Raw genomic sequence first — 20,880 nt, forward strand, 5'->3', positions numbered from 1 at the left:
CACGGGGCTGGCCTTTTTTAACATTCGCTGTCAGTTGATTATTTCAGACCGGCAGCTTCACGCAGCAGAGCGGCTTTGTCGGTTTTTTCCCATGGGAAATGTTCACGACCAAAGTGACCGTATGCAGCGGTTTCTTTGTAGATTGGGTGCAGCAGATCCAGCATCTGAATCAGACCGTATGGGCGCAGGTCGAAGAACTCGCGCACCAGCAGCGTCAGTTGCTCGGATGGCACTTTCTCGGTACCAAAGGTTTCAACCATGATGGAGGTCGGTTCAGCCACGCCGATAGCGTAGGAAACCTGAATCTCACAGCGGTCAGCCAGGCCAGCAGCAACGATGTTTTTCGCAACATAACGCGCAGCGTATGCAGCAGAACGGTCAACTTTAGACGGGTCTTTACCGGAGAAGGCACCGCCACCGTGACGCGCCATGCCGCCGTAGGTATCAACGATGATTTTACGGCCGGTCAGACCGCAGTCACCCATTGGGCCGCCGATTACAAAGCGTCCGGTTGGGTTGATGAAGTATTTGGTTGCGGAGCTCAGCCATTCAGTTGGCAGAACCGGCTTGATGATCTCTTCCATCACTGCTTCCTGCAGGGATTTCTGGTCGATCTCTTCGGAATGCTGAGTAGACAGAACGACCGCGTCAATACCGACGATTTTGCCGTCGTCGTACTGGAAGGTCACCTGGCTTTTCGCATCAGGACGCAGCCATGGCAGGGTGCCATTCTTGCGCACTTCAGCCTGACGCTGCACCAGACGGTGTGCGTAGGTCACTGGCGCTGGCATCAGCACGTCAGTTTCGTTGGTTGCATAACCAAACATCAGGCCCTGGTCGCCCGCGCCCTGTTCCAGCGGATCGGCACGGTCAACGCCCTGGTTGATGTCCGGAGACTGTTTGCCAATTGCGCTCAGTACCGCACAAGAGTTGGCATCAAAGCCCATATCAGAATGGACATAACCGATCTCACGAACCGTGTTACGGGTGATCTCTTCGATATCCACCCATGCGCTGGTGGTGATCTCACCGCCAACCAGAACCATGCCGGTTTTGACGTAGGTTTCACACGCGACGCGCGCTTTTGGATCCTGCGTCAGGATCGCATCAAGCACCGCATCGGAGATTTGGTCAGCAATTTTATCTGGATGTCCTTCTGATACGGACTCGGACGTAAACAGGTGTTTTGCCATGTTTTATTTCACCTAAAAGGAATTTGTTTAGCTCAAGCTGCTGTGTGGAATAGCCAAAGGAGATAATTCTACCAAGGCCTGCAGGTTAATGACACTGGCAGTCTGAGTGTTAATCAGTATGGATGGATTAACATCTGGATGGCTATTTTAGGTCAGTTCTTCGCCCGATTTCCAGTTTTTTTTGACTAACCTCTCACTGAGTTGAATTCGCTGCTGGAAATTTTTCCTGACGGCGCTGGCAACCCGCGCATTTATCTTTTGCAATTTACCCCTGTTCTCGGTATAAAACGCGGCGCGCGGCTCATACCAATAAGCGCTCGATGAACTCATCGTGTCGCCACTTCCAGCCGGGTTAAGCAGTGAACTTTTAGCTTTGGCTTGTGGTCCGTTTCAGCAGGAGCGGCCGTGGAGGTGATACGAGATAATGAACCAGTGTTTTCCGCTAATTCAGCGCAGCCGTTCTGGCGCGTATTTGATTCCCGCAACCCGCATTTCTAATCTGCAAACCTGCCGATGTTATACCCATCTCGGGGCTTCTCAGGATTCCAGGGCCGGTCACGCTTTGTGAAAACTGAACAAGGGCGCTCTTGTTAAGACAAGAGTTTTCTCGTGGTTTCGCCGAACGTTGTCATAATTAAGTTCGGACACGTGTTTACAATGATATGAATATGAAACCGGTCGCACGGTCTGGTTTTCAGCATAGTCTGCTGGGAAATGGATCCGTTTATGGGTTGTTATCGCCGTATAACGCTGCGATAGTAGTCAACTGTTTTACACTTAATACAAAGAGTTGAGGTTCGCTATGTCTGACGACATGTCTTCGCTTTCGCCTTCGTCAGCGGGCGAACAGGGTGTACTACGTTCCATGCAGGAGGTTGCGATGAGCTCCCAGGAAGCCAGCAAGATGCTGCGCACTTACAATATTGCCTGGTGGGGCAATAACTACTACGACGTCAACGAACTGGGCCATATCAGCGTTTGCCCGGATCCTGACGTTCCTGAAGCGCGCGTGGATCTCGCCAAACTGGTGAAAGCACGCGAGGCGCAGGGCCAGCGTTTGCCTGCACTGTTCTGCTTCCCGCAGATCCTGCAACATCGTCTGCGTTCCATTAACGCCGCGTTTAAACGCGCGCGTGAATCTTACGGCTATAAAGGCGATTACTTCCTGGTTTACCCTATCAAGGTGAACCAGCACCGCCGCGTGATTGAATCCCTGATCCACTCCGGTGAACCGCTGGGCCTGGAAGCGGGTTCCAAAGCGGAGCTGATGGCCGTGCTGGCACATGCTGGCATGACCCGTTCGGTGATCGTCTGCAACGGTTATAAAGACCGTGAATACATTCGTCTGGCGCTGATTGGCGAAAAGATGGGCCACAAAGTCTATCTGGTTATCGAGAAGATGACAGAGATCGCTATCGTGCTGGAAGAGGCAGAGCGTCTGAACGTTATCCCGCGTCTGGGCGTGCGTGCGCGTCTGGCGTCGCAGGGTTCCGGTAAATGGCAGTCCTCAGGCGGCGAAAAATCCAAATTTGGTCTCGCGGCGACCCAGGTTCTGCAGCTGGTTGAGATTCTGCGTGAGCGTGGTCGTCTGGACAGCATTCAGCTGTTGCACTTCCACCTCGGCTCGCAGATGGCCAACATTCGCGACATCGCCACCGGCGTACGCGAATCAGCACGTTTTTACGTTGAGCTGCACAAGCTTGGCGTAAACATTCAGTGCTTCGACGTGGGCGGTGGTCTGGGCGTGGATTATGAAGGTACCCGCTCGCAGTCCGACTGTTCCGTGAACTACGGCCTGAACGAATATGCCAATAACATCATCTGGGCGATTGGCGATGCCTGTGAAGAGCACGGCCTGCCGCACCCAACTGTGATCACCGAGTCTGGTCGCGCGGTTACCGCACACCACACCGTGCTGGTATCGAACATTATCGGCGTTGAGCGCAGTGAAATTTCCGAGGTAACCCCGCCGGCTGAGGACGCGCCTCGTGCGCTGCAAAGCATGTGGGAGACCTGGCAGGAGATGCACGAGCCGGGTACCCGCCGTTCGCTGCGCGAGTGGCTGCACGACAGCCAGATGGACCTGCATGATATTCATGTGGGGTATTCATCGGGCACGTTCAGCCTGCAGGAACGCGCATGGGCAGAGCAGCTTTATCTGAACATGTGCCACGACGTACAGCAGCAGCTGGACCCGAGCAACCGTGCCCACCGTCCGATTATTGACGAACTGCAGGAGCGCATGGCGGACAAAATGTACGTCAACTTCTCGCTGTTCCAGTCGATGCCGGATGCCTGGGGTATCGATCAGCTGTTCCCGGTTCTGCCGCTGGAAGGGCTGAACCACGCCCCGGAACGTCGTGCGGTGCTGCTGGACATCACCTGCGACTCCGACGGTGCTATCGATCACTACGTCGACGGCGACGGTATCGCGACCACGATGCCTATGCCAGAGTACGATCCGGAGAACCCGCCGATGCTGGGCTTCTTCATGGTTGGTGCCTATCAGGAGATCCTCGGCAACATGCATAACCTGTTCGGTGATACCGAAGCGGTTGACGTGTTTGTCTTCCCTGACGGCAGCGTGGAAGTTGAGCTGTCCGACGAGGGGGACACCGTGGCGGATATGCTCGAATACGTTCAGCTGGATCCGAAAAAGCTGCTGACCCAGTTCCGTGACCAGGTGAAAAATACCGGTCTGGACGATGCGCTGCAGCAGCAGTTCCTGGAAGAGTTTGAAGCGGGTCTTTACGGATACACCTATCTGGAAGACGAGTAAGTAAACCTGCCTCTCTCTGTTGGAGAGGGGCGGCGTGAGGGCAAGGGGCAGTACCCTCGCCTATACTCACTTGAACCCGTATGAATTAGCGGCGATAATTCGCCCCAATAAGCGATTTACAAATCAATCCCTTCCTCGTCGGGTTTAACGACGCGGAGGGGATTTTTTTTCATCTGTTTTTAATGTATCGACTTTAAAGAGGTCAGGACATGAGCACTTTAGGCCATCAGTACGATAACTCTCTGGTATCTAACGCGTTTGGTTTTTTACGTCTCCCGATGAACTTCCAGCCGTACGACAGTGACGCTGACTGGGTGATCACCGGCGTGCCGTTTGATATGGCCACGTCAGGCCGTGCTGGTGGCCGTCATGGTCCGGCAGCTATTCGTCAGGTCTCCACTAACCTGGCCTGGGAGCACAACCGCTTCCCGTGGAACTTCGACATGCGCGAGCGCCTGAACGTGGTTGACTGCGGTGACCTGGTGTACGCCTTTGGCGACGCGCGCGAGATGAGTGAAAAACTGCAGGCCCATGCCGAAAAACTGCTGGCTGCCGGTAAACGCATGCTCTCCTTCGGGGGTGACCACTTCGTCACGCTGCCGCTGCTGCGTGCTCACGCGAAGCACTTCGGTAAGATGGCGCTGGTGCATTTTGATGCCCATACCGACACCTACGCGAACGGCTGTGAATTCGACCATGGCACCATGTTCTTCACCGCGCCAAACGAAGGTCTGATCGATCCAAACCACTCTGTGCAGATTGGTATTCGTACCGAGTTTGATAAAGATAATGGCTTCACCGTGCTGGATGCCGGCCAGGTGAACGATCGCGGCGTGGATGACATCATCGCTCAGGTAAAACAGATTGTCGGCGATATGCCGGTTTACCTGACCTTCGATATCGACTGCCTGGATCCGGCGTTTGCCCCGGGCACCGGCACGCCGGTGATCGGCGGCCTGACCTCTGACCGCGCCATCAAACTGGTGCGCGGCCTGAAGGATCTGAACATCGTGGGTATGGACGTGGTGGAAGTGGCTCCGGCTTACGACCAGTCAGAGATCACTGCTCTGGCAGCGGCCACCCTCGCGCTGGAAATGCTCTACATCCAGGCCACGAAAAAAGGCGAATAAGCCTTACGCCCGGATTGCTGCTGCGCGACGCATGCGCAGCAGCAACATGCCTCCTGCCAGCAGGGTGATAACCTGCGAGACGACCAGCACCGAAAACCCTGAGCTGACTGAACCCACCGATTTCATCACCATCCCCATCAGCAGCGGAATAAACGCCGCGCAAATATTCCCAATCCCGTTGATGATCCCGTAGGCACTGCCAACGGCTTCCCGCGCCGCATGATGCTGGATAACCGCCGGAATGGCGGCCCCCTGAAGTCCCCAGAAAATATTGGCAGAGAGCATAAACAGCGCCAGCCAGCCGGGCTGGTGGCTCAGCATCAGCATGACGACGGAACTCGCCGTTAAGATCCCGCCCACCACAAACAGCAGCGGTGCCTGGTCCGGGCGCATTTTATCGAGCAGCACACCGCCCAGAAACTTTGAGCCAAGACTCAGCAGGAAGGGGATAGCCGCGAGAAAGCCGGTCGCGTGCAGGGAGAAGTGGTGTTCATCGCGCAGCCAGGCCGGAAGCCAGGCGCTGCTGCCCCAGAGATAACTCAGCGTGGCGATTTCAACCAGCAGGATCCAGCCCAGAAGCGGCGTCTGCCAGGCAAGCGTAAAGGTCTGTACAAACCCGGACGTTCGGCGCTTTTCCGAATGTTGAGGGGCCGGCAGGAAACGCCAGATTAACCCCCCACCCAGCGCCAGATTGATCGCCGCGAGGGCATAAAATGAGCCCGCCCAGCCAAGGTGTGCCATCAGCCAGGTGATCAGCGGAAAGCCTACTGCCAGCCCCAGTGAAACGCCCAGCGCGGTAACGGCGTTGGGCTTGCCAATCTCCCCGGCGCTAAAGTTATCGCTGATAAAGCGTGTTTTCAGTGAAAAGAGTGGGCCTTCGGCAATGCCCAAAATCAGGCGGGCGATGAGCATGCCCATCAGCGACCCCAGCAGTGGCGAGATGGCGCAAACCACGGCCCATATCGCAATGCTGGTTAACAATCCCTGTCGATAATGTAATTTGCTTTCGATAACTGGGGTCAATAGTAAAGCGGAAAAACCATAACCCAGCAAAAAGCAGGTCATGAGCATTCCCTGTAACATTCTGTTTTCATTTAGCTGAAAATGTTCGGCAAATTCAGGGTTTAAAATCATCACCGAGATATTTACTCGGTCAACGTAGGAAATAATAATGAGCACCAGAAGTGCCACCGTGCCTTGCCATCTTGCCGTCATTTAACCCGCCTTAATCGTGCTGTCTGTTTATATTTTTTATGAACGTTATTGTCACGTAACTAAAATGATTCACCTGTGAAACTCTTTGTTTTAATGAGATAAATTAAATAAAAGTTTCACAGGTGAAACGCCATAGGTATGCGCGTATATAATTTTTAAGGAATAAAAAGAAAAGAAGTCAATCTCTATTCTAAAAAATAAAACATCATCAAAAAAATGTATTCATTCACGCCTTAATAATGAAAATTTCATATCGCTGCATTTTTTCGTGATCGCTTGCACACTTAGCTAATTAAACCTCGACTGATTAACAAATTCGTCACATTCGCGCTTGACGAAACATTCATCGCTTTTATATTGACCGTATTAAATAAGAAACAGAGTTTCATATATGAAACAAAAGCCTGGAGGATCGTGATGAGCTGGATAGGCGTATGTGACGCAGAACAAGTACAGGAAGATTTCCCTTTTAGCGGTAACGTCGAGGGCAAAGAGATCGGCGTTTATTTGATTGATGGCGAATATTACGCGCTGGAAGACGTATGCCCGCACGCTTACGCGCTGCTGAGTCAGGGTTTCGTCGAGGACGGTAAAGTGGAATGTCCGCTGCATGAGGCGGTTTTCGATGTCAAAACCGGCCAGTGCCTGCACGGCCCCGGCGGACGTAACCTCAATCGTTACCCGGTTCGGGTATTTGAAAACCAGATCCAGATTACCTTCGTCGAGGAGACAGTGGCATGAGCGAAAGTCTGAACTTCAACCCGGCGCTGCCGGAAAGCCGTCAGTTTACCCCTCCGGCTGAGGGCGGTAACGGCGCCATCCATAAGCCCGGTGATTACCAGAACCTGATCTGGCAGACCCGCAGCCGCGTACCGGAAAACTGGGAAATCACGCTTATTTCCACGCTGGAAGACCTTTTCGAACAGGGGGCTGAAACCGTGCCGGAACTGGTCAACGGGCTGAACGCGGTACGTATGCACGATCAGCAGGGCGAGCCATGGAGCGATGCCAGCTTCCAGGCTTTCTTACAGGTTAACGGCTACTGAGGGCAATGCGATGACGACTACCGTACAAAACTATCTTGATAAAGGTCTGCGCGGCCTCTGGTACCCGGTGCTGGCCAGTTGGGAAGTTCAGTCTGCGCCCGTGGGGATCACCCGTCTGGGCGAACAGATTGTGGTCTGGCGCAACAAAGATGGCCAGGTGCAGGCGCTGGAAGATCGCTGTCCGCACCGTGGCGCGCGTCTGTCGATGGGCTGGAATCTGGGCGATCGTATCGCCTGCTGGTATCACGGCGTGGAAGTTGCGGGCAACGGCGAAGTGAAGGATGTGCCTGCAGTGGACAAATGTCCGCTGGTCGGCCAGCAGTGTGTGCGCAGCTACAACGTGCAGGAAGTGCACGGGGCCATCTTCCTTTGGTTTGGCGTTACCGCCGATCAGCAACCCGACGAACTGAGCTTCCCGGACGAACTGGCTGACACCGACGCCTACAGCAATTTCCTCTGCACCGCCGCGTGGAAATGCAATTACCAGTACGCACTGGAAAACGTGATGGACCCGATGCACGGCACCTATCTGCACTCTTCGTCGCACTCCATGGCGGAAGGGGATCGCAAAGCGGATATGGTTCTGCAGCCAACGAAAACCGGGTTTATCTTCGAGAAAAAAGGCCAGAGCGGCGTCAACTTCGACTGGGTTGAGCTGGGCAACAGCGGCACCTACTGGATGCGTTTGTCCATTCCTTATAAGAAGCGTTTCGGGCCGGGCGGTCACTTCTTCATTGTTGGCATGGTGGTGCCGGAAGATAACGATAACTGCCGCGTCTTCTTCTGGCGTATCCGCCGCGTGCAGGGCTGGCAGCGCGATATGTGGCGTTTTATGTACCGTAACCGTCTGGAAAAACTGCACTGGGAAGTTCTTGAGCAGGACCGCGTGGTGCTGGAGAGCATGGCGCCAGATGCACGGGAACACGAATACCTTTACCAGCATGATGTGGGCCTTTCGCGCCTGCGCCGCATGATGCAAAAAGCGGCGAAAGAGCAGCTGGCGGCGCGTGAAGCTCAGCAGGGAGCCGCCTGATGAATGGGCTGCTGAACGGGAAACGCATCGTGGTGACCGGTGCCGCGCGTGGGCTGGGCTTTCATTTCGCGAAAGCCTGCGCAGAGCAGGGCGCGGCGGTGGTGATGTGCGACATCCTTCAGGGCGAACTGGCTGAAAGCGCGCATGGCTTAAGTGAGAAGGGCTATGCGATTGAATCACACGTTATCGATCTGGCCGATCCGCTCTCCATTTCGCGGGTGTTCAGCGCTATTGGCGAACAGGGACCGATCGACGGTCTGGTCAATAACGCGGCGATGGCGACCGGGGTCGGCGGTAAGGACATGCTTGATTACGATCCGGATCTGTGGGACCGGGTGATGAGCGTTAACGTCAAAGGCACCTGGCTGGTTACCCGGGATGCGGTACCGCTGCTGCGCGAAGGGGCAGCCATTGTCAATGTGGCTTCCGATACCGCGCTGTGGGGCGCGCCGCGTCTGATGGCCTACGTGGCCAGCAAGGGCGCCGTGATTGCCATGACCCGTTCAATGGCACGTGAGCTGGGTGAAAAACGCATTCGTATTAACGCCATCGCCCCGGGCTTAACCCGCGTCGAAGCGACGGAATATGTTCCTGCAGAGCGGCATCAGCTTTACGAAAACGGCCGGGCGCTCACCGGGGCGCAGCAGCCGGAAGACGTCACCGGCAGCGTGGTCTGGCTGTTAAGCGATCTGTCGCGGTTTATCACCGGCCAGCTGATTCCGGTCAACGGCGGTTTTGTCTTTAACTGAGGTAAAGCAAATATGGCAAGCGATCACGAAGTGAAGTACCTGGTGCCCGGGCTGGAGCGAGGCTTACAGCTGCTGCTGGCCTTTGGCGAGCAGCACCGTGAACTGACCTTTGCCGAGCTGCACAGGCTGGTCGATATGCCGAAAGCCACCGCCTACCGCGTGGTACAAACGCTGGAATACATGGGTTTTCTGGAGCGCAACACGCGAACCAATACCTTCTCGCTTGGCATGAACGTCCTGCGTCTGGGCTTTGAATACATCGCCTCACTGGATGTGGCGCAGGTCGGTCAGCCGGTCATCGAGCAGCTGCGTGACGTCAGCCAGTGCAGCAGTCATCTGGCGATCCGCGACGGGCGCGACATCATCTATATCGCCCGCGTCAGCGCCGCCGGTTCTCGCATCAATCAGGTGAGCATTGGTACCCGTTTGCCGGTGCACTGCACGTCGCTGGGGCGCATGCTGCTGACCGATATTTCGCGAGCCGATTTCGAACAGCTGTTCCCGCACGAGCGTCTGCCGGGCAACACGCCGGGCCAGATCCACGACCGTGAAGCGTTGTGGCAGATGGTGCAGCAGGACAAAGCACGCGGCTATGTGATCGGCGAATCCTTCTTCCGTCATGGCATCTCCTCCATCGTTTATCCGGTGTATGACCGCAGCGGAAGGGTGGCGGCCGTGGTGAGCATTCTGGTGCCTTCGGAGGAGATCCCGCAGACCGATCGCGAGCGCCTGCAAAACGATGTCCGCATGGCGGCGGATAAAATTTCTGGCTTCTTAGGGTATTTGTCACAGGCCAGTTAAATCATCAGGTTAACGCCAGGCGCTTCATTGCGTCGGGCATGTTTTACGCCCAATCTGGGCCAGACGAGGCAACGAACGATGTGTATAACCGGAATTGAAAAGCTGGAATTTGGCGTCGAGAACCTGACGCACTGCGCCAAATTTATGCGTGATTTTGGCCTGACGGGCGATGCCAGCGGCCAGCGTTTTACTACCCTGAGCGGCGCGCGCGTGGAGCTTAATCCTGTCGACAGCCCTGACCTGCCGCCAGCGTTTGAAGCAGGAAATACGTTGCGCCGGATGACCTGGGCAGTCGCCACCCGGGACGATCTGGAGGCGCTGCGCCCGAAGCTTGAGAAGCAGCCCGGTTTTCGTGAGGTGGGCGACGCGCTGGAGTGCCGCGATCCGAACGGCATGACCCTGCGCGTACAGGTCAGCCATCAGGTCCCGGTGGAGCTGAACGTCGAGCCGATTAACCAGTGGGGCGATGCCCGCCGTATCGACACGCCAAGCCCGGTCTACGATCGCGCCCAGCCTATTAACGTGGGCCACGTGGTGTTCTTCGTGGAGGAGCTGGCGGCGGTGGAGACGTTCTACCGTGAGGTGCTTGGGTTCCAGGTGTCTGACCGCTACATCAACCGTGCGGTGTTCCTGCGCTGTGGCGTGCGCGGCGGGCATCACAACCTGTTCCTTCTTCAGCTGCCTCACCGTAAGCGGGGTCTGAACCACGTTGCCTTTACCGTACGCGACATTCACGAGGTGATTGGTGGTGGGATAGCGATGAACAAAAACGCCTGGAGCACCTTTATTGGCCCGGGGCGTCATCCGGTCTCCTCGGCCTATTTCTGGTACGTCAACAGCCCAACTGGCGGGGCGTTTGAATACTACACCAACGATGATTACCTCACCGAAAACTGGCAGCCGCGCGAGCTGGAACATTCGCTGGTGTCGTTCACCGAGTGGGCGGTAGAGGGTGGGATTGACCACGACACTCGCCGTCAGCAGAAAAAGCCGGAGGCGGTATGACCTCGCGCATTGTCATTATTGGCGGCGGTCAGGCAGGTGGCTGGGCGGCGAAAACCCTGCGTGACGAAGGCTTCGACGGCGAGATTTGCGTCGTGGCGGAAGAGGCGTGGGATTTCTACGAACGCCCGCCGCTGTCCAAGGCTGCGTTACTGGAGCCGGACGCGCCGCTACCGCGTCTCTTTCCTGAAGCGGCGCAACAGGCATTGAACCTGACATGGTGCCGACCGGTGCGCGCGGAATCTCTCGATCGTCACGCGAAAACGGTGCGCTTAAGCAACGGTGAATGCCTTAGTTACAACATTCTTTTAATCGCTACCGGTGGTCGGGCGCGTCTGCCGGGCGACGCATGGGCGGCCCACCCGCAGGTCTATACCCTGCGCCACTGGCAGGACGCACAGCGGTTGAAGGCGCGCCTGGCAGAGAGTCAAAACCTGGCAATTATCGGTGGAGGATGGATTGGCCTGGAGATTGCGGCCTCCGCGCGTAAATGTGGTGTCGCCGTGACGCTGTTTGAGCAGCAGCCCGCGCTGTGCATGCGTTCGGTGAGCGCCGAGGTATCGCAGCAGCTGGAAACACTTCACCGCGAACAGGGCGTGGATATCCGCACCGGCTGCGGAGCGCTGGAGCTGGAAGATAACAATGGTCTGCCGGTCATTCACTGTGACGGCAAGCGTGAAACCTTTGATGCCGTGGTCGTCGGGATCGGTGTTGATCTCAATCTGGAGCTGGCGCGCGATGCGGGTCTGCAGACTGAGCGCGGGATCGTGGTGGACGCTCAGGGGCGAACGTCGGATCCGTTTATTTTTGCTGCCGGTGATGTGGCCCAGCACCATCACTATGGGCTGTGCATTCAGTCGTGGGCCTTTGCCCAGAATCAGGCGGTTGCCACGGCAAAGGCGATGCTCAATCCCGATGCCCCCGGCTATGACGACGCGCCGTGGCTGTGGTCGGATCAATACCAGCACAACATTCAGATCCTCGGTATTCCGCAGGCAGGCTGCACAACCCTTGCCCGGGATAATGCGCTGTTTTTCTCACTGGATGAAAACGGACGGCTGACCCAGCTGGTGGCGTTCAACGATGCGCGTACCGTCAAGCTGGCGAAACGCTGGATGGCTGCCGGAAGGGATCTGTCCGCGGTGCCGCTGGCTGACCCGACTTTTTCACTGATGTCATTGCGATAGCTAACCCGCACCCGTAGGGGGAGACATGACCACATTTGAGACTAACACCGCGCCGGTTGAGGCAAGCGGTGAGGGCACCCGCACGCCCGAAAAAGCGGTGCGCTGGGCCATCCCGCTGTCATTGCTGGCCTGCGTACTGCTGGCATTTTTCGACAAAATCAGCATTGCGGCGCTCTTTTCCGACAGCCATTTCCAGCAGGCGATGGGCATTGATTTTGACACCACGCGCCTCGGCATTCTGATGAGCGCCTTTCTGCTGAGCTACGGCTTCTCATCGGTCTTTTTAAGCGGACTGGGGGACAAGATTGCGCCGCTTCGCCTGCTCACCGGCATGATGGTGGTGTGGTGCGTGCTGATGGTGGCCATGGGGTTTACCCATAACTACACGGTCATGATCGTCCTGCGCATTTTGCTGGGCGTGGCAGAAGGGCCGCTGTTTCCACTGGCGTTTGCCATTGTGCGGCATAACTTCCCGCAGCATCTGCAGGCGCGAGCGACCATGTTGTGGCTGCTGGGTACCCCGGTAGGCGCGGCGATTGGCTTCCCTCTCTCTATCTGGCTGCTGAATGCCTTCGGCTGGCAGAGCACCTTCTTTGTGATGGCGATGCTCACCGTGCCGGTGCTGGTGTTTGTGCGCATCGGTCTGCGCGGGATCCGTCTGGGTGCCAAACCGGCTGCGGATCGCGAATCACAGGATGAACGACGTGCCGCGCGGCGCGAGCTGTTTGTCAGCCCGCACTTCTGGATTATCTGCATCTTTAACATCGCGTTTCTCACCTACCTGTGGGGGATCAACGGCTGGCTGCCGGGTTACCTGATTAAAGGTAAAGGCATTCATCTTGAACACGCGGGCTGGCTGTCGTCGATGCCGTTTATCGCCATGCTGGCGGGTGAGGTGATTGGCGCATGGCTTTCTGACCGGGTCGATAAACGCGCGGTGGCCTGCTTTATCTCGATGGCTGGCGCGGGGTTAGGCCTGACGGCGGTCATGCATCTTGATACCCCGCTGGCCGTTATCGCGGCGATGAGCTTTAGCACCTTTATGTGGGGCACCGGTGCGCCGAACATTTTCGCACTGCTGGCGAAGGCTACCCATCCCCGGGTGAGCGCGACGGCGGGCGGTATTTTCAACGGGCTGGGAAACTTTGCAGGCGCGCTGTCGCCGGCGGTGATGGGCGCGTTGATCGCCTTCACCCACAGCATGGATTCCGGGCTGATTTTTCTGGCGGTGATGGCGGCGGTGGGCTGCGTCCTGTTACTGCCGCTGCTGAGACGTTACTGAGGAGAGTGTCATGACTGATTCAACCGTAACTGCAAAACCAGGCATTAAACCTGACCATCTGACCATGGAAGAGTGGATCGAGTCGCGCATTGCGCGCTTTGAAGGGCGTAAATATGACTGGAACGCGCTGAAGTTCCAGGCCGATTTCGATCCTAAATACCGCCGTGCGCAGATGCGCTACATCGGTACCGGGGCAACGGGCGTGGCAAGCGATACCAATACCGTGCCGGCTGAGCACTTTACCTTCTCCACCATGGTGCTGCCGTCGAAGTGCGAGGGACCATTGCATCTGCATGATGATGTGGAAGAGGTGTTCTTCATGCTTAAAGGGCAGATCACGCTGATGATCCAGGACGGCGATCACTACACCGAAACCGTGCTGCGCGAACGCGATCTGATCTCCGTTCCGCCGGGCATCTATCGCGGTCTGTTCAATCATGGTGAAGAAGAGGCGCTGATGTGCGTGATGCTCGGCACCAACAAGCCGGAAATCCCGACCTATCCGGCCGATCACCCGCTGTCGAAAGTGAAGCGGAACTAAGGGGGCGCGATGACGGGCTTTCGTGAACAGGGAAGCGGCATCCCGCTGATGCTGCTCCACGGCATCAGCTCCGGCGCTGCCTCCTGGCATAAACAGATGGCGCTGAACGGTTTTCGCGTGCTGGCGTGGGACATGCCCGGTTATGGCGAAAGCCCGATGCTGGCGGTTGAGCGCGCCAACGCGGGGGATTACGCCGACGCGCTGGCGGCCATGCTGGACCGCGCGGGCGTCTGGCAGGTCGTTCTGGTCGGGCATTCGCTTGGGGCGCTGGTGGCAAGCGCCTTTGCGGCGAAGTATCCCGAACGCGTACTGCATCTGGTACTGGCCGATGCCGCGCAGGGTTACGGCCAGGCCGAGCCGGCGCAGCGCGAGCAGGTCTGGCGTAACCGGGAGCAGCAGATGGCGCTTGGGGGCGAGATCCTGGCGCAAACCCGGGCCGCTAAATTATTACGCCCGGGCGCGCGTGAGGACGATATTGCCACCGTTGCGGCGGGCATGCGCAAACTGCGCCCGGAAGGCTACCTCGCTGCCGCATGGATGCTGGCACATGACGATATTCACGGCTGGCTGAAGCGTTACGCCGGTGACTTTGAAGTCTGGTGCGGCGAGCAGGACGCCATTACCCAGCCTGAGCTGGTTCAGGGGCTGGCGCTACGTTACGGCATGCCGTTTACCGCGATTCCCCTGGCCGGGCACGCCAGCTATCTCGATAACGACGCGTTTTTTAATCAACAGCTTTTACGTATCAACGAAGAGGTGCGCGATGAATGTACAAATTGACGGGCGCGTAGCGGTAGTCACCGGCGGTTCTTCTGGCATTGGTTTTGAAACACTGCGTTTGCTGCTGGGCGAGGGGGCAAAAGTGGCGTTCTGTGGCCGCGACCCGGACCGGCTTGCCAGCGCGCATGCGTCGCTGCAAAACGAATTCCCTGATGGCGAGATTTTCTCTCACCGCTGCGACGTGCTGGATGCAGACCAGGTTCAGACCTTTGCCCAGGCCGTTAAGTCCCGCTTTGGCGGGACAGACTTGCTGATTAATAACGCCGGACAGGGGTATGTGGCGCACTTCAATGACACCCCGCGCGAGGCCTGGCTGCATGAAGCCGAACTGAAACTGTTTGGGGTGATTAACCCCGTGCAGGCTTTTCAGCCGCAGCTGGAGCAATCGGATATTGCCTCCATTACCTGCGTGAACTCGCTGCTGGCGCTGCAGCCAGAGGAACACATGATTGCCACCTCCGCAGCACGTGCCGCGCTGCTCAATATGACGCTCACGCTCTCGAAAGAGCTGGTGAGTAAGGGTATCCGCGTGAATTCCATTTTGCTTGGCATGGTGGAATCCGGCCAGTGGCGGCGTCGCTTTGAGAACCGGTCGGATAAAAGTCAGAGCTGGCCGCAGTGGACGGCGGATATTGCCCGCAAACGCGGCATTCCGATGGCGCGTCTCGGTAAGCCGCAGGAGCCTGCGCAGGCTCTGCTGTTCCTCGCGTCGCCGCTGGCTTCGTTTACCACCGGTGCGGCGCTGGACGTTTCCGGCGGCTTCTGCCGTCATCTGTAAGGACACATCATGAAAAAAATCATGTTAATCGGCTACGGTGCCATGGCGCAGGCGGTCATTGAGCGCCTGCCCGAGCAGGTTGCCATCGGCTGGATCGTGGCGCGCGAGACGCATCATGCCGCGATTCGCCAGCAGTTTGGCGATGCGGTGGTGGCACTGACCTCGCCCGCATTATGTACGGATACTCCCGATCTGGTGCTGGAATGTGCCAGCCAGCAGGCGGTGGCGCAGTACGGGGAAGCGATTTTACGCCGTGGATGGCATCTGGCGGTGATCTCCACCGGCGCGCTGGCAGACAGCGCGCTGGAACAGCGTCTGCTCAACGCAGGCGGAAAGCTGACGCTGCTCTCCGGGGCGGTGGCGGGCATTGATGGCCTGGCAGCGGCAAAAGAGGGCGGGCTTGAGAAGGTGACCTACCAGTCGCGTAAAAGCCCGGCCAGCTGGCGCGGCAGCTATGCCGAGCAGCTTATCGATCTTAACGCCGTGTCCGAGGCGCAGATCTTCTTTGAAGGCAGCGCACGCGAAGCGGCACGACTGTTTCCGGCCAACGCCAACGTGGCGGCGACCGTGGCACTTGGCGGCGTGGGGATGGATGATACCCGTGTGCAACTGATGGTTGACCCGGCCACTCAACGCAATACCCACACGCTGCACGTCGAAGGGATGTTTGGCGAGTTCCATCTGGAGCTGAGCGGGCTACCGCTTGCCAGCAACCCCAAAACCTCCACCCTGGCGGCACTCAGCGCGGTTCGCGCCTGCCGTGAACTGACGCAGCGCTGAGGAGCGACGATGGACGATCTTAACATTTTCATTGGCGGCAACTGGCGGCGTGGCGGCGGTAACCTGATGCAGAGCCATTTCCCGGCAGACGGTGCGGTGAACGCCAAGCTCCACGCGGCAAGCCTGGACGATCTGCAGGAGGCTATCGACGCCGGAGAGCGCGCGTGGCGCGATCCTGCCTGGCGTAACAGCCTGCCGCATGCGCGTGCGAAGATCCTGCATAAGGTGGCGGATCTGATCGAATCCCGCGTCGATGAACTGGCCCGCATGCAGAGTCGCGACAACGGTAAACCGCTGGCGGAAGCGCGGGGGCTGGTGATGAGCGCGGCAGGCACGGCGCGTTATTTTGCCGCCGCCTGCGAGCTGCTGGAAGGTGAACTGCCGACCCCACGCCAGCCTGATGTGCTTACCCTCAGCCGATATGAACCGCTCGGCGTGGTGGCGGCTATCACGCCCTGGAATTCCCCCATTGCCAGCGAAATGCAGAAAGTGGCGCCGGCCATTGCTGCCGGTAACGCGGTGGTTCTCAAACCAGCCGAAGCCACCCCGCTGATGGCGCTGGAGCTGGCGCGTATTTTTGAGCAGGCAGGCTTACCCGCCGGGCTGCTGAGCGTGCTGCCGGGTAAAGGCTCGGTGATTGGCGATGCGCTGGCGCGTCACCCGAAAGTGCGAAAAATCTCCTTTACCGGTGGCACCACCACGGGCCGTCATCTGGCGCACGTGGCGGCGGAAAAATTGATCCCGGCCTCGCTGGAACTGGGCGGTAAATCCCCGACCATCGTGCTGGAAGATGCCGACGTTGAGCTGGCTGCGCGCGGGATCTGCTACGGCATTTTCAGCTCTGCAGGTCAGGCCTGTATTGCCGGTTCGCGACTCTTTATCCATGAGCGCCTTTACGCCCCACTGATGGCGAGGCTGCTCGAATTAACGCGCGGCCTGCGGGTCGGGCATCCCTTTACCGACGGCACCCATGTGGGACCGCTGATTAACGACGCGCACCGCAAGAGCGTGCAGGCTTACGTTGAACTGGCAAAGCGTGAAGGGGGCCGCGTGCTGTGTGGCGGGGAGATCCCTGCCGATCCACTGCTGGCAAACGGCAGTTACTTCCAGCCCACCATCATCGAAGGCCTGACCAACAGCGCGCACGCCTGTCAGGAGGAGATCTTCGGCCCGGTGCTGGTGGCGATGCCCTTTAGCGATGAAGCCGCGTTGATCCGTGAGGCGAATGACTCCGTTTATGGCCTTGCCGCCGGGATCTGGACGCGGGATACCGGGCGCGCCCTGCGCCTGAGCGAGCAGCTTGAAGCGGGCACGGTGTGGATAAACACCTACAAAGTGTTTGCAATTTCGACCCCGTTCGGGGGCTTTAAAGAGAGCGGTCTGGGCCGCGAAAAGGGCATTCAGGGGCTGAAAGCCTGGATGCAGCAAAAGAGCATTTATCTGGCGACGGGTAACAGCGTCAACCACTGGTGCGACTGAGAAAGGGTGAGTAATGAGCGAAATGATAACCGTCGGCGACGCCATCGCCAGAACGCTGGAGCAGTATCAGGTTGAGGCCATCTACGGCGTCATCTCCATCCACAATTTACCCATCGCCGATGCGGTAGGGCAGCGCGGGAATATTCGCTTTGTACCCGCACGTGGCGAAGCGGGGTCGGTCACCATGGCCGATGCCCACGGCCGTTTTTCCGGGCTCGGTGTGGCGCTGACCAGTACCGGTGCCGGGGCGGGTAACGCCGTCGGCGCGCTGGTGGAAGCCATGAATGCCTGCACGCCGCTGCTGCATATCACCGGCCAGGTGGAAAAAGCCTGGCTGGATGCCGACACCGGCTTTATCCACGAAACCCGCGACCAGCTGACCTTCCTGAAGGCCAGCTCAAAACGGGCATACCGCATCAGCAACGCAAACCAGGCGATCGCGATCCTTCACAAGGCCATTCAGGAGGCGCAAACTCCGCCGTGCGGGCCGGTTTCCGTGGAGATCCCGATTGATATTCAGGGGGCGAAAATCCCCGTGTCGCTGATCACCGCTCCGGTGAAACCGACGTCGGTTTCCGCAGTTGATACGGCAGTGGTCGACACGCTGTGGGCGCAGCTTAAACAGGCCAGACAGCCGCTGCTGTGGCTGGGGGGCGGAGCGCTCGGTAGCGCTGATGCGGTAAAAAAACTGGCAGATGCGGGAGTGACGGTTATCTCCAGCACCCACGCGCGCGGCGTGCTGCCGGACAACCATCGCGCCAGCCTGCGGGCGTTTCATAACTCGCCGTCAGTTGAGGCGTTGATCGCCCAGTGCGACTTTACGCTGGTCGCCGGCTCACGCCTGCGCAGCAACGAAACCCGCTCGTGGACGCTTGAATTACCGCATCCCCGCGTCCAGATTGATATCGACCCCGCGGCGGCGAGCCGCAACTATCTGATGGACACAACCCTTGTGGCCGACTGCGCGGCGCTGTTAACCGCGCTGGCGGCTAAAGCGCAGGGGCGTGAATGGGGCGATGCGCAGTGGGATACGCAGGTGCAGCAGGCGCTGGCGAAAGCTGTTGCGGGGCTGCGTGAGCAGTGCGGTGCTTATGCGAAGCTCAACGACGCCATCGAGAACGCGCTGCCGCAAGATGGCCTGCTGGTTCGTGATATCACCGTTTCCGGAAGCCTGTGGGGCAGCCGTTTGTTCCGCGCCAACGGACCGCTGATGAACATTCACTCGCTGGCAGGCGCCATCGGCATGGGGCTACCGATGGCGATTGGCACGGCGATTGCCAACCCGCAACGCAAAGTGGTGGGGCTGGTGGGCGATGGTGGCGTAAGCCTGAATCTGGGCGAGATGGCAACGCTGGCGCAGGAGAAGGCCAACGTGACGCTGCTGGTGATGAACGACGGCGGTTACGGCGTCATGCGCGGCATTCAGGATAAGTATTTCGGCGGGCGTCAGTATTATAACGAGCTGCATACCCCGGACTTTACGCAGCTGGCGCATGCGATGGGGTTACAGGCGTGGAGCGTCGAACGGGCTGAGGATTTTGACGCGGTGATGACCGAAGCGCTTGCCATGCCAGGACCGTCGGTAGTGGAAGTGCGGATGGGACAGATTGGCGCGCTGAAGTTTGCCGGGCCGCCGCAGAAGACGTTGTACTAAGCGTGTTTACCCTCACTCCAGCCCTCTCCCTTAGGGAGAAGGGCGGGTGAGGGGTTTAATCAGAACACGTTAAACGGGTATTCCACGTACGCGCGGATCTCATCCCCGCCCACGTTATAGTCGCTGGCGTTGCTGGACACGCGCAGGACGGAGTAACGGAGTTTCAGTTTCAGATCTTTAGCCGGGCCGTCCTGCACCTGATACTGGATCTGGTTAAACCACTCATGCTCTTTACCGTTGCTGGTTTCAGAGGTCTTGATGTTGTCGCCACGCACGTAAGCTGTGGTCCAGCTCAGGCCTGGTAAGCCCAGACCGCCGAAGTCCAGCGCGTAAGAAGCCTGCCAGGAGCGCTCGTCTTCGCCGTTGAAATCAGACCAGTAGGAGTTCGCCAGCCAGATGGTATTGCCGCCGTCACCTACGCCCCCCTGATCGCGATAGCTGCCATAGTGATAGCCGGTGCTGCCGCTGCTCTGCTGATACGCCACCTTGAAGGTATGAATATCCCAGATGTAGCTTGCCGCCAGGCTCCAGATGCTATTGCTGCGTCCGGTATCAAGGCTGTCTGCGTAGCGCTGATCCAGGCGTGAGTTATAGCCGTTGAAATCGAGCACCAGCTGTTGCCCGGTGCTGAACGGCTGTTTGAAGTTCATTCCCAGGTACTGCTTGTTCATCACCTCTTCCACATGAGAGGCATACAGCGCACCGCTGAACTGGTCGTTGAACTGGTAGCTCGCACCGCCGAAGGAGAGGCTCTTCAGGCCGCTGTCGTGGCGGTCGTCACTTTTGCGCTGCTCATCGGTGAAGTAACCGGCGTTCACTTCCAGGCCCGCGATCTCTTTTGAGGTCAGCATGGTGCCGGTAAAGCTTTCAAACAGCAGACGGGAATTGTCGGCATTCACAATCGGTAATTCCGGACGCTGGTTACCGTAGCTCAGCACGGTATTGGAAATACGCATTTTTGCTGTGGCGCCAAATTTCGCCAGATCGGATTTAGCCCGGCCATCGTCTTCCTGTTTAAAGAAGTCAATGCCGCCCGCGCCGCTCTTTCCACGACCGCCGTCCAGACGCACGCCATACTGGGCAATGCCGTCCACACCAAAGCCAACCAGCCCTTCGGTATAGCCGGATTCGAACGTGGCAACGATACCCTGACCCCATTCGGCTTTGTCCTGCTGGCCCTGATGATAATCACGACTGATATACGCATTGCGTAAAAACAGATCTAAATGGCTGTCGTCAACAAACCCTTTGCTGTCGGATTGCTGGCTTGCAACGGCGGGTAATGCGGCGAATAAACTTAACGCAATTAATGAAAATTCTTTTTTCACGGAGGGAACGTCTCTGTCTTAATATTGTAAATTGAATTACTGCGAGCTCGATAATTACCCGAATGGTAAATGATTGCAATAATTATGTGACGAGACGTTTCAGGGCAATAAGCCAGTGTTTGC

Annotated in this window: 21 protein-coding genes; 17 read left to right on the plus strand and 4 right to left on the minus strand. The window is 57.8% G+C overall.

Annotated elements, in window-relative coordinates; genetic code table 11:
- Positions 1 to 38: 38 nt before the first annotated feature.
- Together metK and QLG09_RS12170 are read right to left on the minus strand one after the other, a co-directional pair.
- Positions 39 to 1,193 carry a methionine adenosyltransferase gene (gene metK / locus QLG09_RS12165; protein ID WP_014171559.1) on the minus strand — a complete coding sequence of 385 codons (1,155 nt, stop codon included), beginning with the start codon at positions 1,191 to 1,193 and terminating at the stop codon, positions 39 to 41.
- 147 nt (positions 1,194 to 1,340) lie between these two features.
- Complete coding sequence (locus QLG09_RS12170; protein WP_025203262.1) at positions 1,341 to 1,523, minus strand: hypothetical protein; 183 nt, start codon at positions 1,521 to 1,523, stop codon at positions 1,341 to 1,343.
- A gap of 332 nt (positions 1,524 to 1,855) precedes the next feature.
- Between QLG09_RS12170 and yqgB the strand changes: the two genes are divergently transcribed.
- The 3 genes from yqgB to speB all read left to right on the plus strand — a co-directional run bounded on the left by yqgB (position 1,856) and on the right by speB (position 5,102).
- Positions 1,856 to 1,987: an acid stress response protein YqgB gene (yqgB, locus tag QLG09_RS12175; RefSeq protein WP_071605459.1), complete on the plus strand. Its 132-nt coding sequence runs from the start codon at positions 1,856 to 1,858 to the stop codon at positions 1,985 to 1,987.
- An 8-nt stretch (positions 1,988 to 1,995) separates the two neighbouring features.
- A complete protein-coding gene (speA, locus tag QLG09_RS12180; RefSeq protein ID WP_020883700.1) occupies positions 1,996 to 3,972 on the plus strand; it encodes a biosynthetic arginine decarboxylase in 1,977 nt (658 codons plus the stop codon).
- A 209-nt stretch (positions 3,973 to 4,181) separates the two neighbouring features.
- Entirely contained in the window at positions 4,182 to 5,102 is a 921-nt protein-coding gene (speB, locus tag QLG09_RS12185) for an agmatinase (protein WP_282488938.1), read from the plus strand.
- Between the two features lie 3 nt (positions 5,103 to 5,105).
- Here the strand turns inward: speB and QLG09_RS12190 are convergent, their stop codons facing one another.
- Positions 5,106 to 6,317 (minus strand): MFS transporter, encoded by a 1,212-nt coding sequence (locus tag QLG09_RS12190; protein WP_025203263.1) that lies wholly within the window; start codon positions 6,315 to 6,317, stop codon positions 5,106 to 5,108.
- Between the two features lie 417 nt (positions 6,318 to 6,734).
- Between QLG09_RS12190 and QLG09_RS12195 the strand changes: the two genes are divergently transcribed.
- The 14 genes from QLG09_RS12195 to QLG09_RS12260 all read left to right on the plus strand — a co-directional run bounded on the left by QLG09_RS12195 (position 6,735) and on the right by QLG09_RS12260 (position 19,429).
- The gene (locus QLG09_RS12195) at positions 6,735 to 7,058 is read left to right on the plus strand and encodes a non-heme iron oxygenase ferredoxin subunit (protein ID WP_013098654.1); all 324 of its coding nucleotides are present in this window, start codon (positions 6,735 to 6,737) and stop codon (positions 7,056 to 7,058) included.
- Complete coding sequence (locus tag QLG09_RS12200; protein WP_014171555.1) at positions 7,055 to 7,363, plus strand: recombinase-like helix-turn-helix domain-containing protein; 309 nt, start codon at positions 7,055 to 7,057, stop codon at positions 7,361 to 7,363. Before QLG09_RS12195 ends, QLG09_RS12200 begins: the two co-directional genes overlap by 4 nt.
- A 10-nt stretch (positions 7,364 to 7,373) precedes the next feature.
- The gene (locus QLG09_RS12205) at positions 7,374 to 8,396 is read left to right on the plus strand and encodes an aromatic ring-hydroxylating dioxygenase subunit alpha (RefSeq protein WP_020883703.1); all 1,023 of its coding nucleotides are present in this window, start codon (positions 7,374 to 7,376) and stop codon (positions 8,394 to 8,396) included.
- The gene (locus QLG09_RS12210; RefSeq protein WP_020883704.1) at positions 8,396 to 9,145 is read left to right on the plus strand and encodes an SDR family oxidoreductase; all 750 of its coding nucleotides are present in this window, start codon (positions 8,396 to 8,398) and stop codon (positions 9,143 to 9,145) included. Before QLG09_RS12205 ends, QLG09_RS12210 begins: the two co-directional genes overlap by 1 nt.
- Positions 9,146 to 9,157: 12 nt before the next feature.
- Complete coding sequence (locus tag QLG09_RS12215) at positions 9,158 to 9,946, plus strand: IclR family transcriptional regulator (RefSeq protein WP_020883705.1); 789 nt, start codon at positions 9,158 to 9,160, stop codon at positions 9,944 to 9,946.
- 78 nt (positions 9,947 to 10,024) lie between these two features.
- Positions 10,025 to 10,951, plus strand: a complete 927-nt coding sequence (locus QLG09_RS12220; RefSeq protein ID WP_025203264.1) for a VOC family protein — start codon at positions 10,025 to 10,027, stop codon at positions 10,949 to 10,951.
- Complete coding sequence (locus QLG09_RS12225; protein WP_014171549.1) at positions 10,948 to 12,135, plus strand: FAD-dependent oxidoreductase; 1,188 nt, start codon at positions 10,948 to 10,950, stop codon at positions 12,133 to 12,135. Before QLG09_RS12220 ends, QLG09_RS12225 begins: the two co-directional genes overlap by 4 nt.
- A 25-nt stretch (positions 12,136 to 12,160) precedes the next feature.
- Positions 12,161 to 13,417, plus strand: coding sequence for an MFS transporter (locus tag QLG09_RS12230; protein WP_025203265.1), 1,257 nt, complete (start codon positions 12,161 to 12,163; stop codon positions 13,415 to 13,417).
- Positions 13,418 to 13,427: 10 nt separating this feature from the next.
- On the plus strand, positions 13,428 to 13,958 hold the full coding sequence (locus tag QLG09_RS12235) for a cupin domain-containing protein (protein WP_020883709.1): 531 nt from the start codon (positions 13,428 to 13,430) through the stop codon (positions 13,956 to 13,958).
- 9 nt (positions 13,959 to 13,967) lie between these two features.
- Positions 13,968 to 14,738 (plus strand): alpha/beta hydrolase, encoded by a 771-nt coding sequence (locus tag QLG09_RS12240; protein WP_025203266.1) that lies wholly within the window; start codon positions 13,968 to 13,970, stop codon positions 14,736 to 14,738.
- On the plus strand, positions 14,722 to 15,516 hold the full coding sequence (locus tag QLG09_RS12245) for an SDR family oxidoreductase (protein ID WP_025203267.1): 795 nt from the start codon (positions 14,722 to 14,724) through the stop codon (positions 15,514 to 15,516). Before QLG09_RS12240 ends, QLG09_RS12245 begins: the two co-directional genes overlap by 17 nt.
- 9 nt (positions 15,517 to 15,525) lie before the next feature.
- Positions 15,526 to 16,296, plus strand: coding sequence for an aspartate dehydrogenase (locus QLG09_RS12250; protein WP_020883712.1), 771 nt, complete (start codon positions 15,526 to 15,528; stop codon positions 16,294 to 16,296).
- A 9-nt stretch (positions 16,297 to 16,305) separates the two neighbouring features.
- Positions 16,306 to 17,775 carry an aldehyde dehydrogenase gene (locus QLG09_RS12255; protein WP_025203268.1) on the plus strand — a complete coding sequence of 490 codons (1,470 nt, stop codon included), beginning with the start codon at positions 16,306 to 16,308 and terminating at the stop codon, positions 17,773 to 17,775.
- Positions 17,776 to 17,788: 13 nt separating this feature from the next.
- Positions 17,789 to 19,429, plus strand: coding sequence for a thiamine pyrophosphate-binding protein (locus tag QLG09_RS12260; RefSeq protein WP_025203269.1), 1,641 nt, complete (start codon positions 17,789 to 17,791; stop codon positions 19,427 to 19,429).
- Positions 19,430 to 19,488: 59 nt separating this feature from the next.
- Here QLG09_RS12260 and QLG09_RS12265 read toward each other — a convergent pair whose 3' ends face one another.
- A complete protein-coding gene (locus QLG09_RS12265; protein WP_025203270.1) occupies positions 19,489 to 20,757 on the minus strand; it encodes an OprD family outer membrane porin in 1,269 nt (422 codons plus the stop codon).
- Between the last annotated feature and the right edge of the window lie 123 nt (positions 20,758 to 20,880).

It is taken from the genome of Enterobacter sp. V89_11 (assembly GCF_029967775.1).
Lineage (GTDB): Bacteria > Pseudomonadota > Gammaproteobacteria > Enterobacterales > Enterobacteriaceae > Enterobacter > Enterobacter ludwigii.

Coding starts and splice junctions, on each gene's coding strand:
- metK (WP_014171559.1), bottom strand. CDS start 1,193: ATGGCAAAACACCTGTTTACGTCCGAGTCCGTATCAGAAGGACATCCA.
- QLG09_RS12170 (WP_025203262.1), bottom strand. CDS start 1,523: ATGAGTTCATCGAGCGCTTATTGGTATGAGCCGCGCGCCGCGTTTTAT.
- yqgB (WP_071605459.1), top strand. CDS start 1,856: ATGAATATGAAACCGGTCGCACGGTCTGGTTTTCAGCATAGTCTGCTG.
- speA (WP_020883700.1), top strand. CDS start 1,996: ATGTCTGACGACATGTCTTCGCTTTCGCCTTCGTCAGCGGGCGAACAG.
- speB (WP_282488938.1), top strand. CDS start 4,182: ATGAGCACTTTAGGCCATCAGTACGATAACTCTCTGGTATCTAACGCG.
- QLG09_RS12190 (WP_025203263.1), bottom strand. CDS start 6,317: ATGACGGCAAGATGGCAAGGCACGGTGGCACTTCTGGTGCTCATTATT.
- QLG09_RS12195 (WP_013098654.1), top strand. CDS start 6,735: ATGAGCTGGATAGGCGTATGTGACGCAGAACAAGTACAGGAAGATTTC.
- QLG09_RS12200 (WP_014171555.1), top strand. CDS start 7,055: ATGAGCGAAAGTCTGAACTTCAACCCGGCGCTGCCGGAAAGCCGTCAG.
- QLG09_RS12205 (WP_020883703.1), top strand. CDS start 7,374: ATGACGACTACCGTACAAAACTATCTTGATAAAGGTCTGCGCGGCCTC.
- QLG09_RS12210 (WP_020883704.1), top strand. CDS start 8,396: ATGAATGGGCTGCTGAACGGGAAACGCATCGTGGTGACCGGTGCCGCG.
- QLG09_RS12215 (WP_020883705.1), top strand. CDS start 9,158: ATGGCAAGCGATCACGAAGTGAAGTACCTGGTGCCCGGGCTGGAGCGA.
- QLG09_RS12220 (WP_025203264.1), top strand. CDS start 10,025: ATGTGTATAACCGGAATTGAAAAGCTGGAATTTGGCGTCGAGAACCTG.
- QLG09_RS12225 (WP_014171549.1), top strand. CDS start 10,948: ATGACCTCGCGCATTGTCATTATTGGCGGCGGTCAGGCAGGTGGCTGG.
- QLG09_RS12230 (WP_025203265.1), top strand. CDS start 12,161: ATGACCACATTTGAGACTAACACCGCGCCGGTTGAGGCAAGCGGTGAG.
- QLG09_RS12235 (WP_020883709.1), top strand. CDS start 13,428: ATGACTGATTCAACCGTAACTGCAAAACCAGGCATTAAACCTGACCAT.
- QLG09_RS12240 (WP_025203266.1), top strand. CDS start 13,968: ATGACGGGCTTTCGTGAACAGGGAAGCGGCATCCCGCTGATGCTGCTC.
- QLG09_RS12245 (WP_025203267.1), top strand. CDS start 14,722: ATGAATGTACAAATTGACGGGCGCGTAGCGGTAGTCACCGGCGGTTCT.
- QLG09_RS12250 (WP_020883712.1), top strand. CDS start 15,526: ATGAAAAAAATCATGTTAATCGGCTACGGTGCCATGGCGCAGGCGGTC.
- QLG09_RS12255 (WP_025203268.1), top strand. CDS start 16,306: ATGGACGATCTTAACATTTTCATTGGCGGCAACTGGCGGCGTGGCGGC.
- QLG09_RS12260 (WP_025203269.1), top strand. CDS start 17,789: ATGAGCGAAATGATAACCGTCGGCGACGCCATCGCCAGAACGCTGGAG.